This is a genomic window from Vibrio sp. SCSIO 43135, assembly GCF_023716665.1.
Taxonomy (GTDB): domain Bacteria; phylum Pseudomonadota; class Gammaproteobacteria; order Enterobacterales; family Vibrionaceae; genus Vibrio; species Vibrio paucivorans.
Genome location: NZ_CP071860.1, coordinates 1,126,749 through 1,152,141 on the forward strand (window position 1 = coordinate 1,126,749; position 25,393 = coordinate 1,152,141).

Annotated in this window: 22 protein-coding genes; 8 read left to right on the plus strand and 14 right to left on the minus strand. The window is 44.0% G+C overall.

Translation table 11 applies throughout. The annotated features are described in order from the left end of the window. Positions 1-75: 75 nt before the first annotated feature. Positions 76-489 carry a VF530 family protein gene (locus tag J4N42_RS19540; RefSeq protein WP_252031273.1) on the plus strand — a complete coding sequence of 138 codons (414 nt, stop codon included), beginning with the start codon at positions 76-78 and terminating at the stop codon, positions 487-489. Between the two features lie 137 nt (positions 490-626). Here J4N42_RS19540 and J4N42_RS19545 read toward each other — a convergent pair whose 3' ends face one another. The 3 genes from J4N42_RS19545 to J4N42_RS19555 form a co-directional block, all read right to left on the minus strand. Next, positions 627-1,877, minus strand: coding sequence for a DEAD/DEAH box helicase (locus J4N42_RS19545; RefSeq protein WP_252031277.1), 1,251 nt, complete (start codon positions 1,875-1,877; stop codon positions 627-629). A gap of 383 nt (positions 1,878-2,260) precedes the next feature. Next, positions 2,261-3,487: a dipeptidase gene (locus J4N42_RS19550; protein ID WP_252031280.1), complete on the minus strand. Its 1,227-nt coding sequence runs from the start codon at positions 3,485-3,487 to the stop codon at positions 2,261-2,263. Positions 3,488-3,781: 294 nt separating this feature from the next. Then, positions 3,782-5,017 (minus strand): membrane dipeptidase, encoded by a 1,236-nt coding sequence (locus J4N42_RS19555; protein ID WP_252031282.1) that lies wholly within the window; start codon positions 5,015-5,017, stop codon positions 3,782-3,784. 369 nt (positions 5,018-5,386) lie between these two features. Between J4N42_RS19555 and J4N42_RS19560 the strand changes: the two genes are divergently transcribed. Continuing rightward, positions 5,387-5,725, plus strand: coding sequence for a cytosolic protein (locus J4N42_RS19560; protein WP_252031285.1), 339 nt, complete (start codon positions 5,387-5,389; stop codon positions 5,723-5,725). 217 nt (positions 5,726-5,942) lie between these two features. Here the strand turns inward: J4N42_RS19560 and J4N42_RS22635 are convergent, their stop codons facing one another. The 4 genes from J4N42_RS22635 to J4N42_RS19575 form a co-directional block, all read right to left on the minus strand. Beyond that, the gene (locus tag J4N42_RS22635) at positions 5,943-6,077 is read right to left on the minus strand and encodes a hypothetical protein (protein ID WP_286036681.1); all 135 of its coding nucleotides are present in this window, start codon (positions 6,075-6,077) and stop codon (positions 5,943-5,945) included. 75 nt (positions 6,078-6,152) lie between these two features. Next, the gene (locus J4N42_RS19565; RefSeq protein WP_252031288.1) at positions 6,153-6,401 is read right to left on the minus strand and encodes a hypothetical protein; all 249 of its coding nucleotides are present in this window, start codon (positions 6,399-6,401) and stop codon (positions 6,153-6,155) included. Positions 6,402-6,690: 289 nt separating this feature from the next. Further along, complete coding sequence (locus J4N42_RS19570; protein ID WP_252031291.1) at positions 6,691-6,996, minus strand: Fis family transcriptional regulator; 306 nt, start codon at positions 6,994-6,996, stop codon at positions 6,691-6,693. 188 nt (positions 6,997-7,184) lie between these two features. Further along, entirely contained in the window at positions 7,185-8,378 is a 1,194-nt protein-coding gene (locus J4N42_RS19575) for an acetate/propionate family kinase (protein WP_252031294.1), read from the minus strand. Positions 8,379-8,659: 281 nt separating this feature from the next. On the opposite strand from J4N42_RS19575, the gene J4N42_RS19580 reads away from it, so the two are divergent. Both J4N42_RS19580 and cueR read left to right on the plus strand, forming a co-directional pair. Continuing rightward, positions 8,660-10,285, plus strand: a complete 1,626-nt coding sequence (locus tag J4N42_RS19580) for a putative bifunctional diguanylate cyclase/phosphodiesterase (RefSeq protein WP_252031297.1) — start codon at positions 8,660-8,662, stop codon at positions 10,283-10,285. Between the two features lie 211 nt (positions 10,286-10,496). After that, positions 10,497-10,883, plus strand: coding sequence for a Cu(I)-responsive transcriptional regulator (cueR, locus tag J4N42_RS19585; RefSeq protein ID WP_252031300.1), 387 nt, complete (start codon positions 10,497-10,499; stop codon positions 10,881-10,883). A gap of 75 nt (positions 10,884-10,958) precedes the next feature. Here the strand turns inward: cueR and J4N42_RS19590 are convergent, their stop codons facing one another. The 3 genes from J4N42_RS19590 to J4N42_RS19600 form a co-directional block, all read right to left on the minus strand. Next, entirely contained in the window at positions 10,959-11,435 is a 477-nt protein-coding gene (locus J4N42_RS19590; RefSeq protein ID WP_252031302.1) for an RNA-binding S4 domain-containing protein, read from the minus strand. Positions 11,436-11,531: 96 nt separating this feature from the next. Further along, positions 11,532-12,416 carry a LysR family transcriptional regulator gene (locus tag J4N42_RS19595; RefSeq protein ID WP_252031304.1) on the minus strand — a complete coding sequence of 295 codons (885 nt, stop codon included), beginning with the start codon at positions 12,414-12,416 and terminating at the stop codon, positions 11,532-11,534. A 43-nt stretch (positions 12,417-12,459) separates the two neighbouring features. After that, the gene (locus J4N42_RS19600) at positions 12,460-14,109 is read right to left on the minus strand and encodes a response regulator (RefSeq protein ID WP_286036696.1); all 1,650 of its coding nucleotides are present in this window, start codon (positions 14,107-14,109) and stop codon (positions 12,460-12,462) included. Positions 14,110-14,392: 283 nt separating this feature from the next. Between J4N42_RS19600 and J4N42_RS19605 the strand changes: the two genes are divergently transcribed. The 3 genes from J4N42_RS19605 (at position 14,393) to J4N42_RS19615 (ending at position 18,264) form a co-directional block, all read left to right on the plus strand. Then, complete coding sequence (locus tag J4N42_RS19605; RefSeq protein WP_252031308.1) at positions 14,393-14,815, plus strand: PPC domain-containing DNA-binding protein; 423 nt, start codon at positions 14,393-14,395, stop codon at positions 14,813-14,815. Positions 14,816-15,079: 264 nt separating this feature from the next. Further along, complete coding sequence (locus J4N42_RS19610) at positions 15,080-16,804, plus strand: EAL domain-containing protein (protein ID WP_252031310.1); 1,725 nt, start codon at positions 15,080-15,082, stop codon at positions 16,802-16,804. A gap of 128 nt (positions 16,805-16,932) precedes the next feature. Next, complete coding sequence (locus J4N42_RS19615) at positions 16,933-18,264, plus strand: GGDEF domain-containing protein (protein ID WP_252031312.1); 1,332 nt, start codon at positions 16,933-16,935, stop codon at positions 18,262-18,264. An 81-nt stretch (positions 18,265-18,345) separates the two neighbouring features. Here the strand turns inward: J4N42_RS19615 and J4N42_RS19620 are convergent, their stop codons facing one another. From J4N42_RS19620 to J4N42_RS19635, 4 genes are read right to left on the minus strand one after another with little or no spacing between them, the layout of a single operon-like run. Then, positions 18,346-19,968, minus strand: coding sequence for an ABC transporter ATP-binding protein (locus J4N42_RS19620; protein WP_252031314.1), 1,623 nt, complete (start codon positions 19,966-19,968; stop codon positions 18,346-18,348). A 2-nt stretch (positions 19,969-19,970) separates the two neighbouring features. Continuing rightward, positions 19,971-21,011, minus strand: a complete 1,041-nt coding sequence (locus J4N42_RS19625; RefSeq protein WP_252031316.1) for an ABC transporter permease — start codon at positions 21,009-21,011, stop codon at positions 19,971-19,973. Continuing rightward, on the minus strand, positions 21,011-22,099 hold the full coding sequence (locus tag J4N42_RS19630) for a microcin C ABC transporter permease YejB (RefSeq protein ID WP_252031318.1): 1,089 nt from the start codon (positions 22,097-22,099) through the stop codon (positions 21,011-21,013). The genes J4N42_RS19625 and J4N42_RS19630 overlap by 1 nt, the downstream gene beginning before the upstream one ends. Before the next feature lie 11 nt (positions 22,100-22,110). After that, positions 22,111-23,928: an extracellular solute-binding protein gene (locus tag J4N42_RS19635; RefSeq protein ID WP_252031321.1), complete on the minus strand. Its 1,818-nt coding sequence runs from the start codon at positions 23,926-23,928 to the stop codon at positions 22,111-22,113. A 664-nt stretch (positions 23,929-24,592) separates the two neighbouring features. Between J4N42_RS19635 and J4N42_RS19640 the strand changes: the two genes are divergently transcribed. Beyond that, on the plus strand, positions 24,593-25,330 hold the full coding sequence (locus tag J4N42_RS19640; RefSeq protein ID WP_252031324.1) for a GntR family transcriptional regulator: 738 nt from the start codon (positions 24,593-24,595) through the stop codon (positions 25,328-25,330). Positions 25,331-25,393 lie beyond the last annotated feature (63 nt).

Sequence of the window (25,393 nt, forward strand, 5' to 3'; positions counted from 1 at the left end):
TCACCACATCGCTTTAGATATTTCTACACTGTATACTTCACCAAAACCCGCACTGTATTGAGTGAAGCCACTAAAATGATGACTGACGAAGAAAGAATCGAGCTGCAACAAAACAACCCATTGCATGGACTAAAACTAGAGACGATGTTGCAAGAGTTGGTGGATTTCTATGGATGGGAGATTCTAGATACTGCAATGCGCTTTAACTGCTTTAATACCAACCCTTCAGTTGCCAGTAGCGTTAAATATCTAAAGAAAACGGATTGGGCGAGAGAGAAGTTGGAAAACTTTTATTTGTATCGATTCAAGCGCATGCCTCGAGCTAGCGCAGAAGAGTATGACTTGCCACCGAGAGCACGCACTTTCCCTCATGGTCTTAAGCCTAAAGAGCCGATGGTACTAACCGTAGATTCTATTCTTAAATCACAGGCGAAAGCCGCTTCTGCCTTTAAGAAACGAGCACCTCGTGGACGTTCGACGCGCAGATAATTCACAATCGCACAAATAAAAAAGAGCCCTACCTGACAATTCAAGTAGGGCTCTATAAAATGTGTAAAAAGCGATTTTCAGAGCATCGTTTACAAGGGAAAGCTCCTTCTTAAGCCTTCCCTCTCATAAACTAAACTCTACTGATTGCGCTTTTTCTTCTTTTTACCCGTACCAGCAGGCTTTGCACGTGGTTTCATTGGTGCAAAATAGGCTTCACTTTGGTCGTCTTCCACCTCAAAACCCTCGACCTGTTCGCGCTCAAGCTGAAACTTGTTTTTCTTCTCGATCACTTTAAAGTGGTGATAGTCATCATAGTCGATAAGCGAAAGCCCCAAGCCAACCTCTCCTGCACGACCACTACGCCCTATTCGGTGCATATAATCAGCGGGACTACGCGGAAGGTCAAAGTTGATAACCACCGGAAGCTTTTCTATATCAAGGCCACGGGCAGCAATGTCGGTCGCAATAAGCACTTGAATCTCTCCAGACTTAAAGCCATCAAGCACTCGAGTTCGTGCTCCTTGCCCTTTATCACCGTGGAAAACCTCAGCGGAGATGCCTCGTTTAGACAGTTTTTGAGCTAAGTGGTTACAGGCATTCTTGGCATTAACAAAAATCAAAGTCTGTCGCCACTGGTGCTGTTTGATTAAGTGCGCAAGCACTGCGGTCTTTTGACCTTTGTTTACACTAAACACTCGCTGCACCAAAGTACTGGCTTCTGCGCTTTGTAATTGGACTTCAACCGGGTCATTGAGTAACCCCTGAGCCAAACTCGTTACCTTTTCAGGGAAGGTAGCAGAAAACAGCAATGTTTGTTTCTTGTTTGGTAGCAGCGCAAGAATCTTATTAAGTTCGTCAGTAAAGCCAAGACTTAACATACGGTCAGCTTCATCAAGGACCAGTGTTTTTACTTGGTCCAATTTGATAGCGTTGCTAGATACTAGATCTAGCAGACGCCCCGGCGTCGCGACAACAATATCACTACCACCACGAAGAGCTTGCATTTGAGGGTTCACCGAAACGCCACCGAACACTGCAACCGTTTTGATCTTATCTCTAAGATGGTACGAGTACGATTTGATGTTGTAAGCCACCTGAGATGCCAATTCACGAGTTGGAACAAGAATCAGGTGAGAAACAAAATTACCACGGCGACTCAGTGATGATTCCTGCTGAACAACTGTTTGCAGAATGGGCAATGCAAAAGCCGCAGTTTTACCCGACCCAGTATTGGCACCACCAACCATGTCACGCCCGCTAAGAACATGAGGAATAGTATGGGATTGAATTGGAGTTGGCTGGCTATACTCTAACTCTTGTAGTCTCTCGACTAGAGTTGGAATCAGACCAAGATCGGCAAAGGTCGCTTGCTGTTTTTTATCTGTCATTACGATGAGTGGCTCAATACTAGCTAAAGGCCGTGTATCTTATGCTATTTGCCACTCGGATGTTAGCGATAATGCTCCAAACAGAATGTTAGCGAGAAGATAGCGACAAAAGTCAGGTTGTTCCTTTTAAGGAACGCTGGGTAATGGCCCTAAGATCAGAGCGCACATTGATTTCAGCCTCCAACTACTGTGGCCGCAAATACTGTCAGCGATAACAGAGAACAGCTTGAACTGCCCTCCCGCCGTTCTTTGGTAAAAGTATTGCTACTGGAAGAGTGTTCAAGCTGATGCAATAGTTGTCCCCTCACTACTAATAAAAACGCCCACAAATAGAGGTTTGTGGGCGTGACTTTTTTTACCGATAGTGCTGAGACCGCGGGTAGCTATTTCCAAGTCTGGGTATAAACCCGCATTAAGTTGCCACCAAATATTTTAGCTAGGTCTTCATCTGAGTACCCCATTTCCCAAAGGCTGTCAACGACCCCAGCCATGTGTTTAGAAAGCTCAGCACAACCGGTAGCACCTTGATTAAAGGCATTCACCATATAGCCGTTATCTGCGTACTTTGTTGGGTTTGCTTGGACAAAAGGCACTACTTTAGAAACTGTCATCATATCGTCTGTTGCAATACCAACATGATCTACGCCACCGATCTTAACCGCACCGTCAATCATCTCTGCAAATTGTTTAGGGGTAATATCTTCTGGCCAAATGCCATCTAACATCCATTCTGCAGCAACAACCGATACCACGCCTCCCATACTCGCGACCGTTTTTACTTGTTCGTCTGAAAGTAGTCGATAACATGCAGCTAGGCGATATTCAGGGTCACCTTTTTTGAGGTTGTTCTTAGCCATACGTTGCTGCGTTTCTTCGATCGTTTCATGTGGTTCACAGTTATACGTAGACGCTACTGGTGAGTGAGAATAAATCACCGGCACACCCTTATGGTGTTTTTGCATGTAATCAGTGATGTCTTTAGTTGTGTACGGTGATGTGTGGGACAAATCGACCGTGATGCCGTGTTTGACCATCTCATCGATCACTTCTTTACCAAAGTCAGTAAGCCCTGTGGTATCTCCGTTCAACATTGAAATAACGCCAGAACCAGTAAGCTCTGTTTCGTTATAAGTTAGCTGCATCGTTTTGACACCATACTCAGCCATGACCGCGACATTTTTAGCATCGCCCTCTAACGGCATAGTGGTTTGAGCCGACCACATAACGGCATACTCGCCATTGTCATGAGCGAGTTGAAAATCTTCGACTGTTTCTACATAACGGATAGGAGTCTTAGCAGTAGAAGTCGCTTTAGTCCATTTCCCATGTTCTGATTTGAAGGCAAGTAAGTTAGGTGTATTTGGAGCCGCTATTGTTGCAGAAGCGCCGGTAATTCCGCGTTCATGCGCCAAGTCGATGTAATCAGCGACTTGTGAATCCTTAATGAACCCAGTGCCGCTTGGAGAAGCGTAAAAATCTAAAACAATATTATCTTGAACAAACTGTTTGGCTTTAGGGGAAGCTTCGTCATACCAGTCTTTAGTCTCTATTGATGCGAATGTGCTGGTAGACGCTAATCCAATCGCTGTAGCAAGTAAGAGTTTTTTCATGACGTGTCCTTGTTTATATGTCACCTATCTAGATATAGGTGCTTATCAATCCATTGTTCTAAACAGTTAGTACTGTGTTGAAGCACTCAATGCTTGGGTAATTCAAAGCTTGATAGCAACCAAACTCAAAAAGTGCTCCTCTAACAAAGGTTATTAATCAATAACTTTCATAAATTTAACCGATAAAAACAACTTAAACAATATGCTGTATGAAGGAAAACGTTTTATCGCTTCAACTCAACATTTTTACGCCTTATTGGATCACTAAGGCCCACATTCAGTGGGCCATATTCATTAAGCTTTTGGCGTCCATGTTTGTTCGTAAACTCTCATCAAGTTACCACCGAACAGTTTTGCAAGGTCTTCATTTGAATACCCCATTTCCCACAAAGAATCGACGACCCCTGCTATGTGTTTAGACAGTTCAGCACACCCTGTTGCTCCTCTATTGAAGGCAGCCACCATGTATCCGTTATCCGCATACTTATCGGCATTGGCAACGGCAAAAGGCACAACTTTAGCTGTTGTCATCATGTCATCGGTTGCAATACCAACGTGGTCAATACCAGCCACCTTTACTGCCCCATCAATCATCTCAGCGAACTGCTTTGGGGTAATATCTTCTGGCCAAATACCATCCATCATAAACTCTGTACCGGTAACGGCGATAACGCCCCCCATCTCTGCAACTGTCTTAGCTTGCTCATCAGAAATGAGTCGGTAACAGGCAGATAAACGGTAGTCGGGGTGATCTTTTTGTAGATTTTCCTCCGCCATACGTTGTTTGGTTTCGCTCAACGTTTCGTGAGGCTCACAACCATAGGTCGACGCAATTGGCGAGTGTGAGTAGATGACAGGCACACCTTTGTGATGCTTCTGCATATAATCTGTAATGTCTTGTGTCGTGTAGTGAGAAGTATGTGACAAATCAACGGTAATACCATGCGCCACCATTTCATCAATGACTTCCTTACCAAACTCAGTTAAGCCTGACTTATCGCCATTAATCATCGAGATAACGCCAGAACCGGTAAGCTCTGTTTCGTTGTAAGTAAGCTGCATGGTTTTAATACCGTGCTCAGCCATTACCGCGACATTTGATGCATCCCCTTCTAAAGGCATGGTTGTCTGGCTTGCCCACATAATCGCGTATTCACCGTTTTCATGTGCTAGTCGAAAGTCTTCAACGCTGTCAACGTATCGAATAGGTGTTTTCGCGACAGATGAAGCTTTGGTCCACTTAGCGTGTTCAGACTTAAAAGCCAGCATGTTTGGTGTGTGTGGAGCGGCAATAGTGACGGAAGCACCGGTCACACCACGCTGATGTGCGAGATCAATATATTGAGCAACGTCAGAATCTTCTGTAAAGCCAACCGCGCTCGGTGATGCATAGAAGTCCAGTACAATGGTTTCTTTAGCGAATGCCTTTGCTTCAGGGGAAGCAAATTCATGCCAGTCTTTTGTCTCTATTGATGCATTTACCGTGGCAGATAGGGATGCAATTGTTGCTGCAAGAAGTAATTTTTTCATGACGTAGCCTCTACACTGTTTAGCGCTAAAGTGCGCTGTTGATGCAGAAGATAATAAGGGAGTACCTTACTAAAAATATGCATTTTACGCCAAAGGTGCTTCGTACTTAGGACTATAAAGCTAATTACCTTTCCCACTTGTCTCGCTACTGACGGCTGGTGGACAGGTTGTAATACTGAGTAGCGATAGAATTGAAGAGTATGAGACTTATAGACAACAAGATATAAGAACGCGTTTCACGCTTGCTTCATGCATCCTCAAAGTGGAGTATGATAACCACGCTCGGCTACCAATTCTCTACTGCGTTCTTGCCTGATAGTGCTACAATCTCCGCATCAGAATTACCGAAACCCTAGGTATTTATAATTAATGTTTATCCACCATGTTAACGGCATCGACTGGCTGGTAATTACCGCTTTTGAAGAGCTGAAACCTATGTTCATCGAAGACGCAGGGTCCATCCCATCCTGCTTTTCTACCACCAGCGAGTTGAGCCTAATCGATCAAGCGAAACGCACTTACGGGTATTTACCTAAGCTCAAAGGTGTAATCACCGATACCGGCACTTATCAAAGTCAGGATATCGAAGAAGATCTGAACCCACAGCTTGCTTGTATTGTTGAGGGGCGTGGACGGGTGTTTATCTACCACGGCGGCTATGTCGCTTTTATGGATGACGAGCAAACCTTTATTACTCGAATCGACTGAATATTATTCAGCACGTCGAAATCGGCCAGTGGGCACTGTTAGCTAGAGTGGTGCACTGTTAGCTAGAGTGGGACATTTTGAGTTAGGGTTTCTATAAAGTAGAGAAAGTACCGACTCTCAAAGTATCTCTGTAAATGTACTGGCCGCCGTTTTATTTTTAAGAATTCTTAATCGAAACATACCGCAAATCAAATCCGTGAGATGACGGAGTTTGTCACTAAGAAGGATGTTTCTTGTTTTTTTGGTAATCACTGTATTTTTTTGCGATCCATTGATGCAAGTGCAACCCGCTATTACGCTTTAGCAGTACATCGATTACAGCCAAAATCAATAACCCAATTATTGTTCCCATAATCATCTCCAAGCTTATCTGCAGTTCATATATCTATTCGAATTAACACCAGTTTAAGTTCTAGCATTAGTCCATTTATTTCATTAACTTATCTAAATTCAGCCCGCCAAGTTGCTCTAGGTTATCTTTAATCTCTTCATCTATGGATAACTGGCGTTCCACTTTCTTTACTTCCTTCTCAAGGAATTTTTCGACTTCTTGAGATACGTTGAACATCAAACCCTGGTCACGTGCTGCTTTTCTAGCTCGTTTAAGACGAAAATCTAAGTCCGATGAAATTTTAATGTTTAGTGATACTTTGGATTGTTTTTTCTTTAATGACATATCGACTCTCAACCTCAGCCAGACAATACTACATATTTTTCTACCTTTTTAGCAAGAAAAATACACATTAAGTACAGTGGATTGTGATCTGTACTAGTTAGGGTGACTGGATACGAATAAAATATGAGGATTACTCTTTGGGGCGAAGGTGAGTGAGTTCGCGAAGGACGACACGACTTTTGATTAGGGCTTAGAGCGTATTGGCCCCAGGCTTTAACAATGAAACTCGGAATATAAGTCCTTAGCCTTAGATGCTAACTACAACCCTAGCTCACTTTCCTTGATGACATCACACGCGATTTTGCTGTGTTTCGTAACTAATTTGCTTACCTGCGTTCTTTAGTTGCACCCCAACCTTATCAAACGCCTTTTGGATGGTTGTTGCGACATGCTGCTGACCTTCTCCCGCTAGAAACTGTGCTCTATCCTGGTTCGTTTCGAATACGCAGACAATTTCTAGGCTTTGTGGAAAAGAAGAGTATTTCACCTTATGAGTCACCCAAAGAAAACCATCGTAGCTTTTTAACGTACCTTCACAAACATCGGTCAACACGTCTCTAATTAGATTCTCGACTTTCTTATCTGATTTGCGCATGAAGCTAGTTTCCTGTTTAACAACTGTAAAAACGCTTCAGTCTACACCGCCTTAAACGATATTGGGTAACGCAATTTGTTCTGCTGCCTGTTGAGCAAAAGGGCCAGAAGGTGAATGTTCGGGTTCAAGCACACACAAAAACAAAAAAGCGAGCACTAGGCTCGCTTTTTAAATGAGGTTTCGTTCGCTTAAAGCAGTTCAACCGACTGCTGTGCGATAACGAACTCTTCGTTGGTTGGGATAACCATCGCGACGGCGTCTAGAAGTTCCGACTTAGCGATGATACCTGCTGCACCAAATCTCGCATCTTCGTTGCCTTGTTTGTCTTCAACAAAGCCTAGTAGGTTTAGGTTGTTTAGGATCTCGCGGCGAATGTCTAATGAGTTCTCGCCAATACCACCCGTGAAGATTACCGCATCCAACTTGTTAAGTGGAATTAGGTACGAACCTATGTACTTAGCAACGCGGTAAGTGAAGACTTCAAACGCTAGCTTAGCGCCTTCATGGCCATTTTCCATCGCTTCTAGAATGCCACGAGCATCAGAAGTTAAGCCTGATACACCAAGGAAACCAGATTTCTTGTTTAGCGTTTCAAAAACTTTCTCTTGGCTCCAGCCTTTCTTCATTAGGAACTCGATGATACCTGGATCTAGGTCACCAGAACGCGTACCCATCATAAGGCCCGCAAGCGGAGTGAAGCCCATTGAAGTATCAACAGATTGGCCGTTTTCAATAGCACAAACAGAGGCACCGTTACCTAGGTGAACTGAAATGAAGCTCGCCTCTTCAACTGGCTTATCCAGCATTTTTGCCGCTTCACGGCTAACGAAATAATGACTAGTGCCGTGGAAACCGTATCGGCGGATACCATATTCTTTGTACAGCTCGTTCGAGATCGCACCTGTAAATGCCTTTTGCGGCATCGTTTGGTGGAAAGCAGTATCAAAAACAGCAAACTGCGGAAGGCTAGGGAAAGCTTTCATTGCCGCTTCAATACCGATTGCACCTGCCGGGTTGTGGAGCGGAGCAAGGTCAGACAGGCTTTCAATTTCAGCAAGAACTTCGTTGTCGATACGAACCGTTGACGTGAATTTCTCACCACCGTGAACGATACGGTGTCCCACGGCAACTAAATCTTGTGTAAAGCCTAATGATTCCATTAAGCCAACAATACGATCGATTGCATGCTGGTGATGATTATCGGCTGCAGTAATTGCTTCTTCTGTTTTTTCTCCGTTGTACTTCCAGCTAATCACGGCTTCAGGTAAGCCAAAGCATTCGCCTAGGCCACTAACAACTGCATCGCCAGTGATTGAATCGATAACTGCAAACTTAAGAGATGAGCTACCAGAGTTGATGACTAGAACAAACGAGTTCGACATGAGATATGTATCCTGTTTCAGAATGATTTGTGAAGCAAAAACTTCTTTGTTTGTATGCTCACATTATTCAATAATTTTTGAATCTTTCAACTTTGTTTTAATAATTGAAGCAAAACAAACGGATTTTTCTTGATCCAACGCAAAAGCGGAATTATTTTTCGCCTTGAATTATTAAGAAATAATTCTTACCAACGCGAATGTTGTAAACCTAGCCAGCAAAATTCATATGAACCTCTAAACTTAATTTGATAACTGGTATCGCAGCATGGGTGAGTTGACTCTTGGCAACCTTTTCTATCGCTTTCATTATGATTGGCATCGCTTTCTTGGTGGCGGCCTACATCCCAGCCCGGAAAATTTGTCGCGCGTCAATACAAATTGGCTGGAAAGCATTATTGGTTCTCATCTGCGGCTTTATCGCGGGTTATACATTTGTACTGATTTCCCTGCTACACAGCCCACAAACCAGTAGCCCTGTCTTGTTCGGGCTCTCGTTGATATTGCTCAGCGGTAGCATTTTTGTATATATGGTGATTACTTTTAGTTTGGCGACCATCTTGCAGCTAAACAGCCTAGCAGGAGAGGAAAAGCACAACGCATTGCATGACTCCTTAACTGCCCTACCCAACCGAAAACACTGCATTGACGTCATTACCAGCACCTGTGAAGTTGGTGGGGATTTTTCGGTGTTGATGATCGATGTGGTCAACTTCAAGCAAATTAACGATGGTATGGGCCACTTTTGTGGTGACCAAATGCTAGTTCAAATTGGTCAACGAATTAACAGTTTGCTTGAACCTACAGACTTCCTTGCCCGTGTCGGCGGCGATGAATTTGTATTGGTCCACCAAACAACCAACCATCAGGAGATCAAAAAACTCTGTAAGCAAATTGATACTGTGCTTCGTAAGCCATTTTCTATTGATGGTTTTGAGTTAACCACTAGCGTCGTCATTGGTGTCTGCGGTTCAGATAGCGACGCCACCACTTCAGAGCTGTTTATCAATCACGCCGATTTAGCCATGTACTATGCGAAAAAATCTGGCAGGCTCAGTGCTTTCTACAATCAAGATATGTCGCTTGGTGCAAAACAGAAACTGGAAATCTCACGTCAGATCGACACAGCACTCGAGAAGTGTTCGTTCCGAATGTTCTATCAACCCATTATGTGTGGCAAAAACGACATTGTGGAGGGATATGAAGCCTTAATTCGCTGGGTCGATGATCACGGGCGCTTTATTAGCCCCGTCGACTTTATTCCAATTGCGGAACAAAGTAACAAGATATCATCCATAACAGCTTGGATATTGGAGCAAGTAGCTGAAGACTTAGTCAAATTCCAAGTCCACGATATTGAATGTGATATTCACATTAACTTGTCAGCCAAAGACTTGCTTGGCAAAAGTCTGTTCCATCATTTAGAAACCTTAGTAGAGCGAAACCCTCAGTTTGCGGAACATGTTGTATTGGAAATCACCGAAACCACCGCAATTAACCGCTTACGCAGCCCGATAGAAATGCTCAACGACATTAAGAAGTTGGGCTTTCGAATCAGCCTAGACGACTTCGGCACAGGCTATTCTTCTTTGTCGCTATTACGAGACTTACCTGTCGATCAAATCAAAATTGACCGGTCTTTCCTATTTCAATTGAAATCCAACCATCGCAATGAGTCGATTGTAGCTAATGCTATTTCTCTCGCTCATGGTCTGGGTTACACGGTGGTAGCAGAGGGCGTGGAAGACAGAGATGTACTCGACCTACTCAAGAAATACGATTGTGACTACATCCAGGGCTATTATTATTGCTCAGCAAAACCTCTAGAAGAAGCGATCAGTTGGACGCTTAATCACAACCCTCCAAGAATTCCAGCACTAAGCCAAAAAGCAGGAGGGATGTCGACGTAATATTCTCTTCCGAGATAGAATCGTTATAGTAACTCAACCCTACTCGAATGACTTTACACTGCGCCTAATTAAACAAAACTGTCGTTAGTCAAACACCTTTGTGCCACATCCGTTTTGTCTTTCTCGGCCACTTTAATTCGCTTTCTAAATTGAATAACAAGCTACACCTAGCGTACACTCCAAATATTCCATACAGATACTGGGGATAAACATGAACATCGGCGCTGTTGCGAAATTAACTGGGCTATCAAATAAGTCGATACGCCTATACGAGGACAAAGGCATCATCACTCCTCCTAATCGCAGTGAATCTGGGTACAGAGAATATTCTGACAAACATGTCCAAGAGCTTAACCTAGTCTCGCGTGCAAAAAATGCTGGTTTTTCGCTAGTAGAATGCAAAGAGTTTGTGCAACTTGCACACAACCCAAACAGAAAAAGTAGTGAAGTAAAGGCTCGTACAGAAGAGAAGCTGCGAGAGATCGAGATTAAGATTCACGAACTCACTGAAATGAAAAAGCAGTTGCAGAGCTGGGTGACAGCTTGCCCTGGAGATTCTGAAAGCCGCTGTCCAATCATTGAGGATCTTACCAAGTAGCAGCAGCTAACAACGAAATGACAAATACAAAAACGCCAGACTAAAGCCTGGCGTTTTTCAGCTAGAGAAGCTGAGTTAGAAGAAATCGATAGAGTTACGACCGCTATCTTTGTCTCGTGTCGGTTTACTGGCCGACTCTTTTTTCTTGTTAGTCTTTTTAGTCGAACCTTGCCCCGACTTTTTGGAAGAAGATTTAGCTGAAGGCTTGTTGCCTTTCCCTTTAGGCGCTTTTTTCTTAGGTTCAGGTAATGGCTGGTTAAGTTCCGGCTCTTCTGTCACTGGAGCATCGCACACAACAACATAGTACTCTTGGTTGAACTCAAAGAAATCGCCATCGTACATCTTACGTCGTTTGCGTGTTTCCAACTCTCCATTAACCGCTACATACCCTTCTGAGATAATGTGCTTTGCTTCGCCACCACCGCCAACCAAGTTTGCAATTTTAAACACTTTGTATAATTCAATGGGCTGAGATGAGACTTCGATGCCAATCGCTTCAATCTCAATTTCTTCGCCATCGTATTGCTGTTCTTCGTATTCTTCTTGGTTCATAAGGGTTCTATCAATCAACTTGGGAGGTGGAGTGTATACCCTACCCACTCTTAAATAAACTCATCTTCAGTGCTAAATATAGACACCAGCCCATATTTAAAAGATATGTTGCTTGATCTTCTTAATCAATAATCGGTGCAATGGGTTATCACGATTAGCCAGTTTGTAATTCGCCACCACGACTGGTAACTCATCAAAATCCAGCTCCGCAGGTAACTCGACACAACGGTAACCATCAAATGGTTTATCGATTTGCGGTAGTAGCGTCGCTCCATTGATTTCGCGAATAACTTTCAACAAGCAAGTGATGTTATCCACCACCGCACGTTTGTTGATTTTCAATCCTTTCGATTCAAGAAGCCTTTTGGCTATTGGTTTGTTATCGACCCAGCCTTTCATTTCCATCAGTACAAACGGCATCTTAAGCAGCTCGTCAAATGACGTTTCTTCACACTGGTCGGAAACAACAATCGCAGGCCTAAACTTGCCAATATGATGTTGATACACAGCTTTTGTTTGTTCATCATTGAAATATTGCACGCCCACATCAACATCGTTGGCTAGGATATCCCCTACAGAACTGTGAGACCACGTGGTGATTTTGACAACTGCGTTTGGAAAAGTTTCCATGAGATCCATTAGCAAGGTATCCCCTACTAAATATTGCCCCAAGCTAGGCAAAGCGATCACGATGTCTTTTTTGTAAGTTTTCGGGTCGAACTCATCTTGAACAACAGCAGTATTGATCATTTCCAACCCAGAGGAGATTTTTGGTAGCAGCTCAAGCGTAAAATCGGTCGGTTCAAACTCGTGGGCTCCCCGAACAAACAGAGGGTCGCCGAGTTGTTCGCGCAACTTAGACAAATGCTTACTAACAGCACTTTCTGTTTTACCGAGCACCTTCGCGACCGGTTTCAGTTGGCGGTGCTTATCGAGTAGGATAAGTACGATCAGTAAGTTTAAGTCCAGCTGAGATTTCATGCGTAATCCTTCCTGAATGGAACAACAATCATCGAATGTAGACCTATGTGGCGCAGCTAAGCTCGGTATTGAACCTGTGCTTGGCACGCTTCGCAGCTTCTAAACCAATTTGTCTCTCTTGAGCAGTCAAACTGGCCGAATAAGCGATCAAACCTTCACAATTAAAGATTAAATCTCGAACCTGCTCTGCTTCCAAGTTTCTCGGTAACGCTCTACCAATCAAATCTATCAGTGCTACGGCAGCGTGTGCCGATAGTGGCCTTGCCTTGAAAAAGTTCATTGCGACGTTCAGCGCCCGCTCTATATCGGACTCTTTCGCCTCGTCGATAGACAACAAAACCTTCTGTTGCTGACAATGTTTCTTTCGTTGCCACTGTGCAATGAAGTCAAACTTAGCGCGACAACACAAGCTCATCAGATTACTGTCCGTCGATTCAGGTAAATGCATTTTTACATGCTGAAAAATGCGATTAAACCATTGATGATTATGAGTTATATACAGAAGATATAGTAAATACCAACTGCTGTCCAAATCCAGTTCAGTATAGTTCTTTAGCAGGTTGTTGAGTTTAATTCGAGCCACTTTGGGATTGTTGTCGACGATTTCCAAATGACAATCGACGATGCTCAATGCCAACAGCTTGTTGTCATCATTGATGCGTTTCGACATTTGGTATAGATCGTTACGAATCTCTTGAGCTTTCAAACTATGATTCGACGTTGACATCTGTATCTTCATGCGGAACACGTCCAACTGGACGGCCAGCACGTCGCGGAAAGTGTATCGCACCAGCTTAGCGTGAAGTAAGCGATCAACAAATGCCCGTTCAAAAAGCCCAAGCGCTTCATTTAAAATCGCCCGACCAGCAATACGGTCCGCATTGTTATGAGTGAGCGCCAGCGATTTAGATAGCTGTAAATGCGCATCATCGATTCGTTTTTGCTTTAAGTAGATGCGTGCGTAGGCTTCCATGACTCTCGGCGTTGTGCCATCGCGTTTCTCAACCCATTGATTAAGATAATGCTCTGCCTTTTTCGGTTGCCCAAGCGCTAACAACGCATCTACCGCTCCGAGTATTGCCCAGTGGCTAGCATTACGGCGCAAACATTTTTTATACAGATCTAAAGCAAATTCAAAATGCTGATACTTGAGGTAGTAATCGCCACGAAGGCGCAAGATGCTTTTCTCGTACTCCGGTGTTTGTTTTAGCGCACTTTCGAAGACGTGTTCTACGTCTTCGATCGGCATTTCGCTATCTAACTCTGACAAGTACGCTAGGTCTTGTTTGCGAGCACATACGTTCGCAAGGCGACGCTTTAACTCAAACCCGGAATATGGCTTTAACACATATTCATCAGGTTCTGATTCTAATATTGTCCTAACTGCACTCGGCTGCGTTTCACCTGAAAGCATTACAAACGCGCCATGCGGAGGAAGTAACTTTTCCGCTCGAAACTCGTCGAGTATTTGCTTACCGTTTATCTGGGAGCAGAAGTTATAGTCGCAGATGACAACATCAACTTGTTGAGTTCTCGCCATCGTCAGCATCGTACGCACGTCTTTAGCGGACACAATAAGGCGAGCACTGAAACCCATTTCTCTCAACACGAGCTTAAGGTTGGAGAGAACCAATGGGGAATTATCAGCAATCAGCACTCTAGACTTGCTAAAGTTTCTAACAACACCGGACATACGACTTAGGGATTTGGGCAAAAATTGCCGCTAGAGTATAGAAAAGAAACAAGGATCAAAATGGTGCTTTTTTAAGAGTTTTGTCAGGATTTATGTACCCATTCATTCAGTAAATCATTAAATCAAAAGGCATTTACACAGCATCTATAAAACTCGCATCAGAACACTCCTAAAGAGGTAGTTTGACAATTTATAAGTCAAGTCTATCGATATTCACTTATTGTTCTGGAGCGGCTTAAGATATTATCCATAACAATCAAGCACACTAAGCTCAAGAAGAACTATGATTTCTCCCATTGCTATTCGGCTAGAAAGAGGAACCGACCTCAAACAAGCGATTCAAAAACTGGTTCACGATCGTAAAGTTACGGCTGGAACCGTTGCTTCTTGTGTCGGTTGCTTGTCGCAGCTTCAGGTGAGACTAGCTGGAGCGCAACAATCGCTAACACTTAAAGAACCGCTCGAAATTGTCTCGCTAATGGGAACGTTAACGCCTGCGCATCAGCACATACACATTTCCGTTTCTAAACAGAATGGTGAGGTTATTGGCGGGCATCTGCTGAACGGTAGCATCATCGACACCACCGCCGAGTTAGTCATACACAGTTACACTGATTTACAGTTTGATCGCGCGTTTGATCCGGCCACGGGGTACACTGAGCTCACGGTTTCATCAATTGATGACACAAATCCCACCAGAAAGTGATCTAACCTCAAACCTGATGAGATGAACTGTTGATTCATCTATCGGTTATGATATTACTGGTAATAATAGTTTCATCGAATGTTGATATTCTGCATTAATAATCTGCAGCTTACCTAACCATTCACTAACAGGCCTGCCAAAGGATTGGCCGATAAACCAAAGGAGCTTGCCTATAAACTGGCAAGATAGAATGACAATACATGCCTATTTACCTAACACCTTTACTCGTATTGTCTCTCCTCAACGCCCACTGTTAGTTTCTTGATGCTGCCTCTTTCTAAAGTCGACACATTATCGCAAGCACCTTTAACAGGTGCGGACTTCGATGCGTTCATGGATAACCACTTTATTCATATGTTCGACGTGTTCGTTGAAGGTGTTTTTTACTTATCTCATAAGGGTGATGTGTTCTTTTACAACCCGTCGTTTTATGCCCAATTTGGTATCACTTCCGGCCATATTCACTTTGATGATTGGCTAGAGCTAGTGCACCCGCTCGATAAGGCGATTTTCCAACAAAAAGTCGATGACCACATGCAGACTGATGAGTGTAAAGTAACAACTCAGTATCGTGTCCGCATGTTAAACGGGCAGTATCTTTGGATTGAAGGCTCTTCGATCACGAAAGTCAAAGACGGCAAAACCTTTATGATCGGGTGCCATCGCGATGTATCCGATCAAAAACTCATGGAGTCTTACATTCAGCAGGCCGCTTTTCGAGATAGCGCCTCTGGTTTATCCAATAGAAGTAAGCTGCTGATCGATATCGAGGAAATTGTTCACACCAACGACAGTGAGTATTCGCTGGTTTATATCCAAGTCGATGATATTAAGTCTTACATCAACCAGTACGGCCCCGAAATATTAAAGGAGCTGCTTGATCACCTTATTGCAGCGTTGCAAGATCTACCCGATGACTTTGCCGATTACTATCGGATACGTTCTGATGATTTTGCAGTACTAGTCAAAGGCCATTACGAAGGTGACGAACTGAGACATCTTGGAGAGCGAATTATGGAGCAGTACCATAACTCGTTGTCTGACAATGAACATCTGTATGGCAAAGATATTAGCTTAGGTATCTACCCTAGTATCGATAAGAACCTTCCTGCTGAAGAAATTGTAAAAATCGCTTGTCGCACCTGCCAATTTACTGGTTCAACAACTGGACCTAAGCTAGCGATATACAGTGGCGACACGCAACGCAAAGTAGAACGCCACTTTTTTATTGAGCAGAGCCTGAAGAAAGCCATTAAAAACGACATTATCAGTGTTAAGTTTCAGCCAATCATTTGTGCGCAAACAGACCGCATTGCAAGCTTTGAAGCGTTAGTACGTTGGCGAAGCAAAGAATTTGGCGAAATTTATCCAGACGAGTTCATTCCGGTAGCAGAAAAGAAGCGCTTGATTGTCGACCTAGGGTACTTAGTTTTTGAAAAGGCCTGCCAGTTTATTCATCAGTACCACCAAAAGCACTCTCGAGAGGTTAGAGTCAACGTGAATGTGTCAGTGCTACAACTGCTTAACAGCCACTTTCCTGAAAGGGTAAAAACCATTGCTGAACTGGCGCACGTCCCTGCTAAGAATGTTGTACTAGAGCTCACTGAAACCTTTATTCTGGACGGCAATAAACACGCTTTAGAGCAACTGAACAAGTTAAGTGGTTACGGCTTTAAGCTATCACTTGATGACTTTGGTGCAGGCTACAGCTCACTGAATAGCTTCTTCGATTTACCACTCGATCAAATCAAAATTGATAAGTCGATGGCATGGCGTTCATTAGATAATGTCGCTTCACGCGAATACCTCCGTTTTGTCACCCAGCTTTGCCGTTCGAACAACGTTGATATCGTTGTTGAAGGTATAGAAAATGCTGAAATGCAGCGTAGTTTCATAGAGATGGGAGTTTCCTACTTGCAAGGCTACTGGCTATCAAAGCCCCTCTCACTGGCAAGTGCGAGCCGCTACACACTTAATCAATATAAGTAGCTACAATCGCTTTCGAACGACACTTTGTCACAAAACCGTCACCGTCAAACTCTAGAATAGAAATGCTTACCCAGCTATGAACAACGGATTGTTTAGCAAGTGCGGTTTTGAGGTTTGGTTTTCTAACTATGGTTTTGTATTACACGCGAGCACTCAGCAGCTCTTCTGGTATCGAACTCCGCTGTTTTCTCATCATGCTACTCGCGATCTTTGTCATTAATACTCCTGTCAGTTATCTCAAACGGGATAAACAAAATGACATCGCGTTTCAGCTTCAGACCATCAACGATACTCTTATCCAAAGAAAGCATCATATCGAAAGCTTAAACTCATTGCGTAGCACCCAACTTGCCAAACAATACTTCGAGTCGCCTCTGGCATTCGATGACCTAATTGACAATTTGCTGGCCGGCCAAAACCTGATATCTGATATTCATATCGTGTCTACTAACCCAAGTTCAAGCTATCGTCACCAAGGTCTGATCCACTCCTTTAACCCGTTTTTCGCATCACCTCAAAACAGCCACAGCTCACAGGCTTTTATCGAGCCGAGCAAGCTCAGTTATACTCAGTTTTCCCCTCTCTATGCCAACACTCAACACATTGGCTACTTGGTGGTTGAAGTCGCGCTCGATGAGTTTGCCAAGTCGACTAGGAATAACATTCTTTTAGTTGGCCCTAGTGGCTTTGTCTATGCAAGTAGTGCCCCGTCTCATCGTAGCTCTTCTTCCATCAACAATACCGAAGTGGCTTTATGGGAACAACTTAGCCGCAGCAGGCGCTACACGGGGATGCTTGAAAACAGCGATGACTACTTTATTTATCGTAAAGTAGAAATGCTCAACGATAGTACTGCGTATCTGATTAAAGTGGTCGATAAGACAGAATTCATTCCCAAGTACTTTTACCTGATTCTAGGCTTGATTACCTTAGCGTCAGGCTGTGGCTACTACTTGTATAAATTCCGCCGTGAGCATCAAGCATTGAGTAAGATCAGCTACCAAGATGAACTTTCTGGGTTGTATAACCGACATTATCTACGTAAGTTGGAGCAACGCTCAACTTTGCGCCATCAAAGTTACGTCGGGATTTTTGATATCGACCACTTTAAGCAAGTGAACGACAAATATGGACACGACATTGGCGATCAAGTGATTAAGCGCGTCGCCCAAGCGATAAAAGTAAGAATTCGCGACAGCGACTACGCATTTCGATTTGGCGGAGAGGAATTTGTTGTCATCATACATACCGATTCCAAGTCAATCGCAGCGCAAATTTTCGAGCGTATACGAACTGATATCGCTTCAATGAATCAGGCACCGAATGTCACCATCTCTGGAGGGTTTAGCCCAGTGGTTAGTTCTTTGCCTCAATCTTTAAAACAAGCCGATCAAATGCTGTATAAAGCCAAGCAAGGTGGGCGCAATAAACTTGAGGCCTATTGCGACAAAGCAGCGTAATATTCAGCGCCATATCTTTCAAAACACAACGGCCCCGAAAAACTCGGGGCCGTTGCAGATAGACGAGTTACTTTAAGAACGCTAGAACGATGACAGCGAAACTAGCTCCCTAGTGTATTCGTGATTGGGTTGTGTAAATAGCGACTGAGTTTCTCCTTGCTCGATTATTTCTCCTTGCCTCATCACAATTGTGTAGTGACACAGAGATTTCACGACATTTAAATCATGACTAATGAACAAGTAAGTCAGACCATATTTGCTTTGTAATGACTTGAGAAGATCCAAAACCTGAGCTTGAACGGTTCGATCAAGAGAAGACGTAGGCTCATCCAATAAGATAAACTCCGGTTTCAAAATAAGCGCTCTAGCAATCGCAATACGTTGCCTCTGCCCGCCGGAAAACTCATTGGGATAACGGTGACGAGCACTTGGGTCTAGGTCCACCTCTTTCATTACATCGCAGATGAGCGCATCCAGCTGTTCTTCGTCATATTCGGCATGAACACGTAGCCCTTCTCCTATCACCTGTGCAACCGACATTCTAGGGTTAAGCGCTGAAAACGGGTCCTGGAGTACCACCTGCATCTTACTGCGATACGGCAGCATACCTTTACGATCTAAATTTTGTAGTTCCTGCCCTAAGTACGCAATAGAACCTTCAGAACTCACCAGTTTTAAGATCGCCATTCCTGTGGTCGATTTGCCCGAACCACTTTCTCCCACTAAACCAATCGAATGCCCTTTCTTCAACTCAAAAGCCATATTGGTTACCGCTTTCACATGGGATACCACACGCTTAAATATCCCGCCTGTAATAGGAAACCAGACTTTCAGATCTTGAACATTCAGTAAGGTTTCAGAGCCAGTTTTAACCTCAACAGGCAAGCCACGCGGGTCGGAATCGATTAGTTTTTGCGTGTAAGGGTGGCTAGGTGAACTAAAGAGCTTCTTACATTCATCCACTTCCACCAGCTCACCGTTTTGCATCACAGCGACTCGATCGGCGATACGACGGACAATACTCAAATCATGTGTAATAAACAGCATCGCCATGCCAAGTTCTTTCTGTAAGTCCTTCAATAGGTCAAGAATTTGCGCTTGAACAGACACATCTAGCGCCGTAGTAGGTTCATCGGCAATAAGCAGTTCAGGTTCATTAATCAGCGCCATCGCGATCATAACGCGCTGCCTCTCCCCGCCAGACAGTTCATGAGGGTAAGCGTTGATCTTTATTTCCGGATGGCGGATACCCACTTTCTCTAACCAGCTGATCGCTAATTGTTCTGCTTTTTTAGTTCTCATCCCGCGATGAATTGCGAGGGTTTCAACCAACTGCTTACCAACTTTGTGTAGCGGATTGAGCGACACCATTGGCTCTTGGAAAATCATGCCAATCCGCCCACCACGAATACCGCGTAACTGGCGCTCCGAGCAAGAGAGCATGTCGGTACCATCAAACTTGATGTTGCCTTCAAGATAATGAGCTGAGCCTGTAGGAAGCAGTTTGAGTACTGAATTAGCCGTAACAGACTTTCCTGAACCACTCTCTCCTACTAATGCTAACGTCTCGCCTTTTTTGATCGACAGCGACACTTTGTTGGTCACCTGCTCCACTTTTCCGCCACGGCCAAAACCAACAGACAAGTTTTCAATACTCAGTACAGTGTCATTCGACGGAATGTTATCCAATACGGTTTGTCCCATGATTATCTTCCTTGTTGGTGCGGATCGAAGGCGTCACGTACCGCTTCACCAATAAACACCAGCAAAGTCAGCATCAGTGAAAGTACCATGAAAGCGGAGATCCCGAGCCAAGGGGCTTGCAAGTTCGCTTTACCTTGCGCCAAGAGTTCACCTAAAGACGGAGAACCTGCAGGTAAACCAAAACCAAGGAAGTCTAGTGAAGTGAGTGTGGTAACAGAACCAGACAGAATGAATGGCATCATGGTCAACGACGCGACCATCGCATTTGGCAGCATATGGCGCAACATAATACGTTTATCATCGACACCCATCGCTTGAGCTGCACGCACATAGTCGAAGTTACGACAGCGCAAGAATTCAGCCCGAACAACCCCAACTAAGCTCATCCAACTAAACAGCACCATTATGCCGAGTAGCCACCAAAAATTAGGCTCTACAAAGCTCGATAGAATAATCAGTAGGAACAAAGTTGGCATCCCAGACCACACCTCTATGAAGCGCTGCCCCAGCAGATCTAGCCAGCCACCGTAGTAGCCTTGAGTCGCACCGACCACCACGCCAATCACGCTTGATACTATGGTCAGAACAAAACCAAACAGTACCGAGATTCGAAATCCATAGATGATCCGAGCTAACACATCTCGGCCTTTGTCATCGGTACCTAGCCAGTTAACGGCGTCGGGAGCAGAGGGAACCGAGCCTACAATATTGAAATTAATCGTGTCGTAGCTAAATCGAATCAGAGGCCAGATGATGAAACCTTTCTCTTCAATTAAATCGGTCACATAGGGATCGGTGTAATCCGCTTCGGTTTCAAACTCCCCGCCAAATTCCGTTTCCGCATATGGCTTAAGAACCGGAAAATACCAAGCTTGGTCATACTCGACCAACAGGGGTTTATCATTCGCAATCAGCTCAGCAAACAAGCTAAGCACGAACAAAACCCCAAAAATCCACAGCGACCAAAGCCCTCGTTTGTTGGCACGAAAACGCTGCCAGCGGGCTTCGTTAATTGGGTTTTTATGTTTCTTTTTTAACACCATTAACGCGCCTCAAAATCAATACGAGGATCAACCCATGTATAGGTTAAATCGGAAATAATACTCAAAATCAATCCTAGTAACGTCATGATATATAGGGAACTAAATACAACGGGATAATCACGTTGTATGGTTGACTCGAATCCAAGCAAGCCAATGCCTTCAAGTGAGAACATCACTTCAATAAGCATTGAGCCAGTAAAGAAAATACTAATGAATGCACTTGGGAAGCCGGCAATGATAATCAGCATTGCGTTACGAAATACGTGTTTGTACAAGATGCTACTTTCATCCAAACCTTTGGCACGCGCAGTAACAACATATTGCTTGTTAATCTCATCAAGGAAGGAGTTTTTGGTTAGCATGCTCAGCGTCGCAAAGCCACCAATCACCATCGCCAGTGTTGGCAACGCTAAGTGCCAGAAATAGTCGATAACTTGCTGATACCACGTCATCTGGTCGAAGTTCGCTGAAACTAGTCCGCGCAATGGGAACCAACTGAAATAGTTTCCACTCGCAAAAAGAATGATCAGAATAATCGCAAATAGGAATCCCGGAATTGCGTAACCAACAATGACAACAGCACTGGACCAAATATCAAAACGTGAGCCATGGTGAATCGCTTTCATGATCCCCAAAGGAATGGAGATCAGGTAGATAATCAACGTGCTCCACAAACCCAGCGATATTGAAACGGGTAAACGCTCTACAATCAGATCGATTACGTTACCACCTTTAAACAAGCTTTCACCGAAATTGAAGGTAGCGTAATTTTTCAGCATTTCGAAGTAACGTTCATGGATAGGTTTATCGAAACCAAACTGCTTTTTGATTTCCTCCACTACTTCGGGATCAAGTCCTCTAGAGCCCTTGTAGCCCGAACCAGAAACATCTTCAAATGCCGCTGTATCAGCAGAGCTTCCTCCACCAGTGATTCGGCTCATTAAACCAGACTCAAGCCCCTGCATTTGAGCAATCGCTTGTTCAACTGGCCCTCCTGGGGCCACTTGAATAATAAAGAAGTTAATAGTGATGATTGCCCATAAGGTGGGCACGACCAGTAACAGTCGTCTAAAAATATACGCGGCCATTACTACCTCGGTTAGCGTCTTTTCTTAGGTAGCTTGGCTGCTTTCTCTTTAGAAACCCACCAAGTATCAAGACCTAACTGGTAATCAGGGCGAATTTCGGGACGTTCAAACTTATCCCACATTGCCACACGGTATTTACTAAAGTGCCACTGAGGCACCATGTAAAAGTTCCATTGCAACACACGGTCAAAGGCACGCCCTAGTGCAAGTAGCTTTTCTGGGTCTTGCTGATTTTTCGCAATCTGCTCGGTCAAATAGTCCACCGCAGGATCGATCACCCCAGCCGTGTTATAAGTTGAATCGATAAACTTGGAGTTCCATACAATCATCAAGTCAGAGCTAGGGTATGGGTTGGCAAAGTAGCCCGATGAAACCATATCGAAGTCACGATCACGCAAACGCTTAATGTACTGAGTGCGATCGACTGTTCGAATTTTCATGTCGATTCCCATTAGTCTTAGGTTCTTTTGAAATGGGATTGCGTAAGTTTCAACATTTGGGTTGTAGATAAGCAGTTCAAAGCTCATCGCCTCCCCTGTTTTGGTGTTAGTCATCACCTTATTTTTGAGCTCCCACCCTGCCTCTTTAAACAGCTTGAACGCTGTGCGCATTTGGCTGCGAATGCGGCCTGAGCCATCCGTTTTTGGCGGCTGATATTCTTGGGTATACACACGTGGTGGGATTTTGTCTTTAATTGGTTCTAGTACCGCTTTTTCTTCCTCAGACGGCAAACCAACAGACGCATAGTCCGTGTTTTGGAAGTAACTGCGAGTACGGCTGTTTTCGCCGTAGAACAGGTTTTTGTTCATCCACTCAAAATCGAGCGCATAATTAATTGCTTCCCGAACCTTAGGATCTTTGAACACTTCAGTTTGAATGTTGAATACAAAGCCTTGAGCTGATTGCGGTTGCTGGTGTGGAATTTCTTCTTTCTTGATGTAGCCTTTATCAAAGTTTACTCCCGTATAGGAGTTCTCCCAGAACTTAGGCTCACTTTCGGTTCGAATATCAAACTCACCCGCTTTGAACGCTTCCAGCATCACCGTATCGTCGCGGTAGTAATCGTACTGCACGGTCTCAAAGTTGTTGCGTCCGACATTCACTGGTAAATCTTTTGCCCAGTAATCTTTCACAAGCCCATAAGTCACACTTTGCCCAGGCTTGTAATCAATCACTTTGTACGCGCTGCTTCCTACTGGTGGCTCGTTCAAAGGCTCAGAGAATTTTTTATCCTGCCAAAAGTGTTTTGGCAACACACGGGTAGACTGCGCAAAGCTAAACAGCTTCTCGCGATCTGGCTCCGACATTTCAATACGAACAACAAGATCAGACTTTGCGGTCACAGACTTAATCGAACTGTAATAAGCGCGATACTGCGGTACCCCCTCGGTCATAAACTTATCGAAAGTAAAGGCTACATCATGGGCTGTAATTGGCTTGCCATCGTGGAAACGAGCGTTAGGGTTAATATCTAGCTCAAGCCACATGTAATCGTCTGAGTAACGAACATTGCTGGCAATCAGTGGATAATAAGCGTCTATTTCATCACTTGGTGAGAACATCAACATGTCATAAATATTGCCACTACCTGCCGCAGCAACACCGCGAGACGCATAACGGTTGAAGTTGTCGTATGTCCCCATTTGGCCATAAACGACTTTGCCATATTTAGGTGCATCAGGGTTAACGTAATCAAAATGGGTAAAATCCGCGGGATACTTCGCCTCGCCAAATCCAACCAGTGTGGTGGTCTCTATTACCTTAGCGTGCAGGCTTGCACTTAACATCAGTAAGGTAAAACCCAAAATATTGCGCTGCTTTCGCTTCATGCACCTCTCCCTTTAACCCTTTGTGCCCACCCCTAAGTGGCTTCAGCCATTGGCACTGAAATGACACAGTAAATATCAATTAATTACTATTAATAATTCAAATACTTGGATAAGTATATACCCAAACAACACCATGATGCTCAGTTCAACGTGAGTTACCCTATCTAAATCCAAAAATTTTGCTCTAGTCCAGCGTAATGGGTATAGACATTAAAAGCGGCTTCAAATTCCGATTAATCCCACACGAGTGGATAGGATTCGAACAACTCGAATTCCACGCGTAACATGTTGGAATTGAGATCACATGTTGAAGTGAAACTAATTTCATTTCACTCAATAAATTTGAGCAATTTTAATACAGCGACTAAATTTGATGAGTCGTCGAACAAAACTCGTTTGCCTACAACGTCAGCTTTCATAAAAACTATTGGCATAAAAATATTGGCTCTAAATGCTTCCATCCGCCTCATCACTTTGATGAGGCGTTTTTCATTCCATCAATTGACCGCGAGGTCAGTAAATCCCATGGCTCGCACATATTGAGCGCATTCGCCAAAATTCTGGCTATTGAGTCACACTTCTCAGTTTGTATAGCCACATGTATACAAAGTGAAGTAATATTGTTTTATGAAATGTCAGATATTTTTGAGGATTATCGACACCAATGGGAAACCTGAAAAACTCGGTAAGTAAGAACATCAAAACTAAGGTCGCAGGGCAAACACAAGATGACGTTGTGTATTGTCATATCTTCGACGCGATCCTTGAGCAACGCTTACCACCTGCCACAAAACTGAGTGAAGAAGCATTAGCAGAAATTTTCAGCGTCAGCCGAACGATTATTCGCCGTGCATTATTACGCCTTTCGCTAGAGCAAGTTGTCGTTATTCGTCCTAATCGCGGAGCAATGGTGGCAGCTCCTACCGTGGAAGAAGCGAAACAGATCTTTAAAGCACGTGAAGTGATGGAGCTCGCGATCACTGAATTAGCGGTTCAGAATGCGACTAAAGCACAAATTGATGAATGCCGAAAGTTAGTTGTTAAAGAAAACGAAGCGTTTGACCAAGGTGACTACGGTAGTGGATTACGTTTATCTGGTGAGTTTCACATCAAGCTAGCCGAGATGGCAGAAAACGCGCCTTTACTGGCATTCCAGCGCAGCTTGGTATCGCAAACGTCTCTATTGATTGCACAATACGAGACTGGCAGTCACTCTAACTGTTCTTTAGATGAACACACCGTACTACTTGATGCGATTGAGGCTGGTGATGAGGAGCGCGCACTTGATCTTATGCAAGAGCACTTAGGGCATATTCGCTCTAAACTGAACCTTGATAGTACCTCTGCGTCCAACGATCTCCACGTTGTGTTCTCAAACGTATTAAAAAGCAACAAAGCTTAAAACCATAATAACTGAAGAGCCCCCGAACGTTCGGGGGCTTTTTTGTTCTAGGCTGCGCTAAGA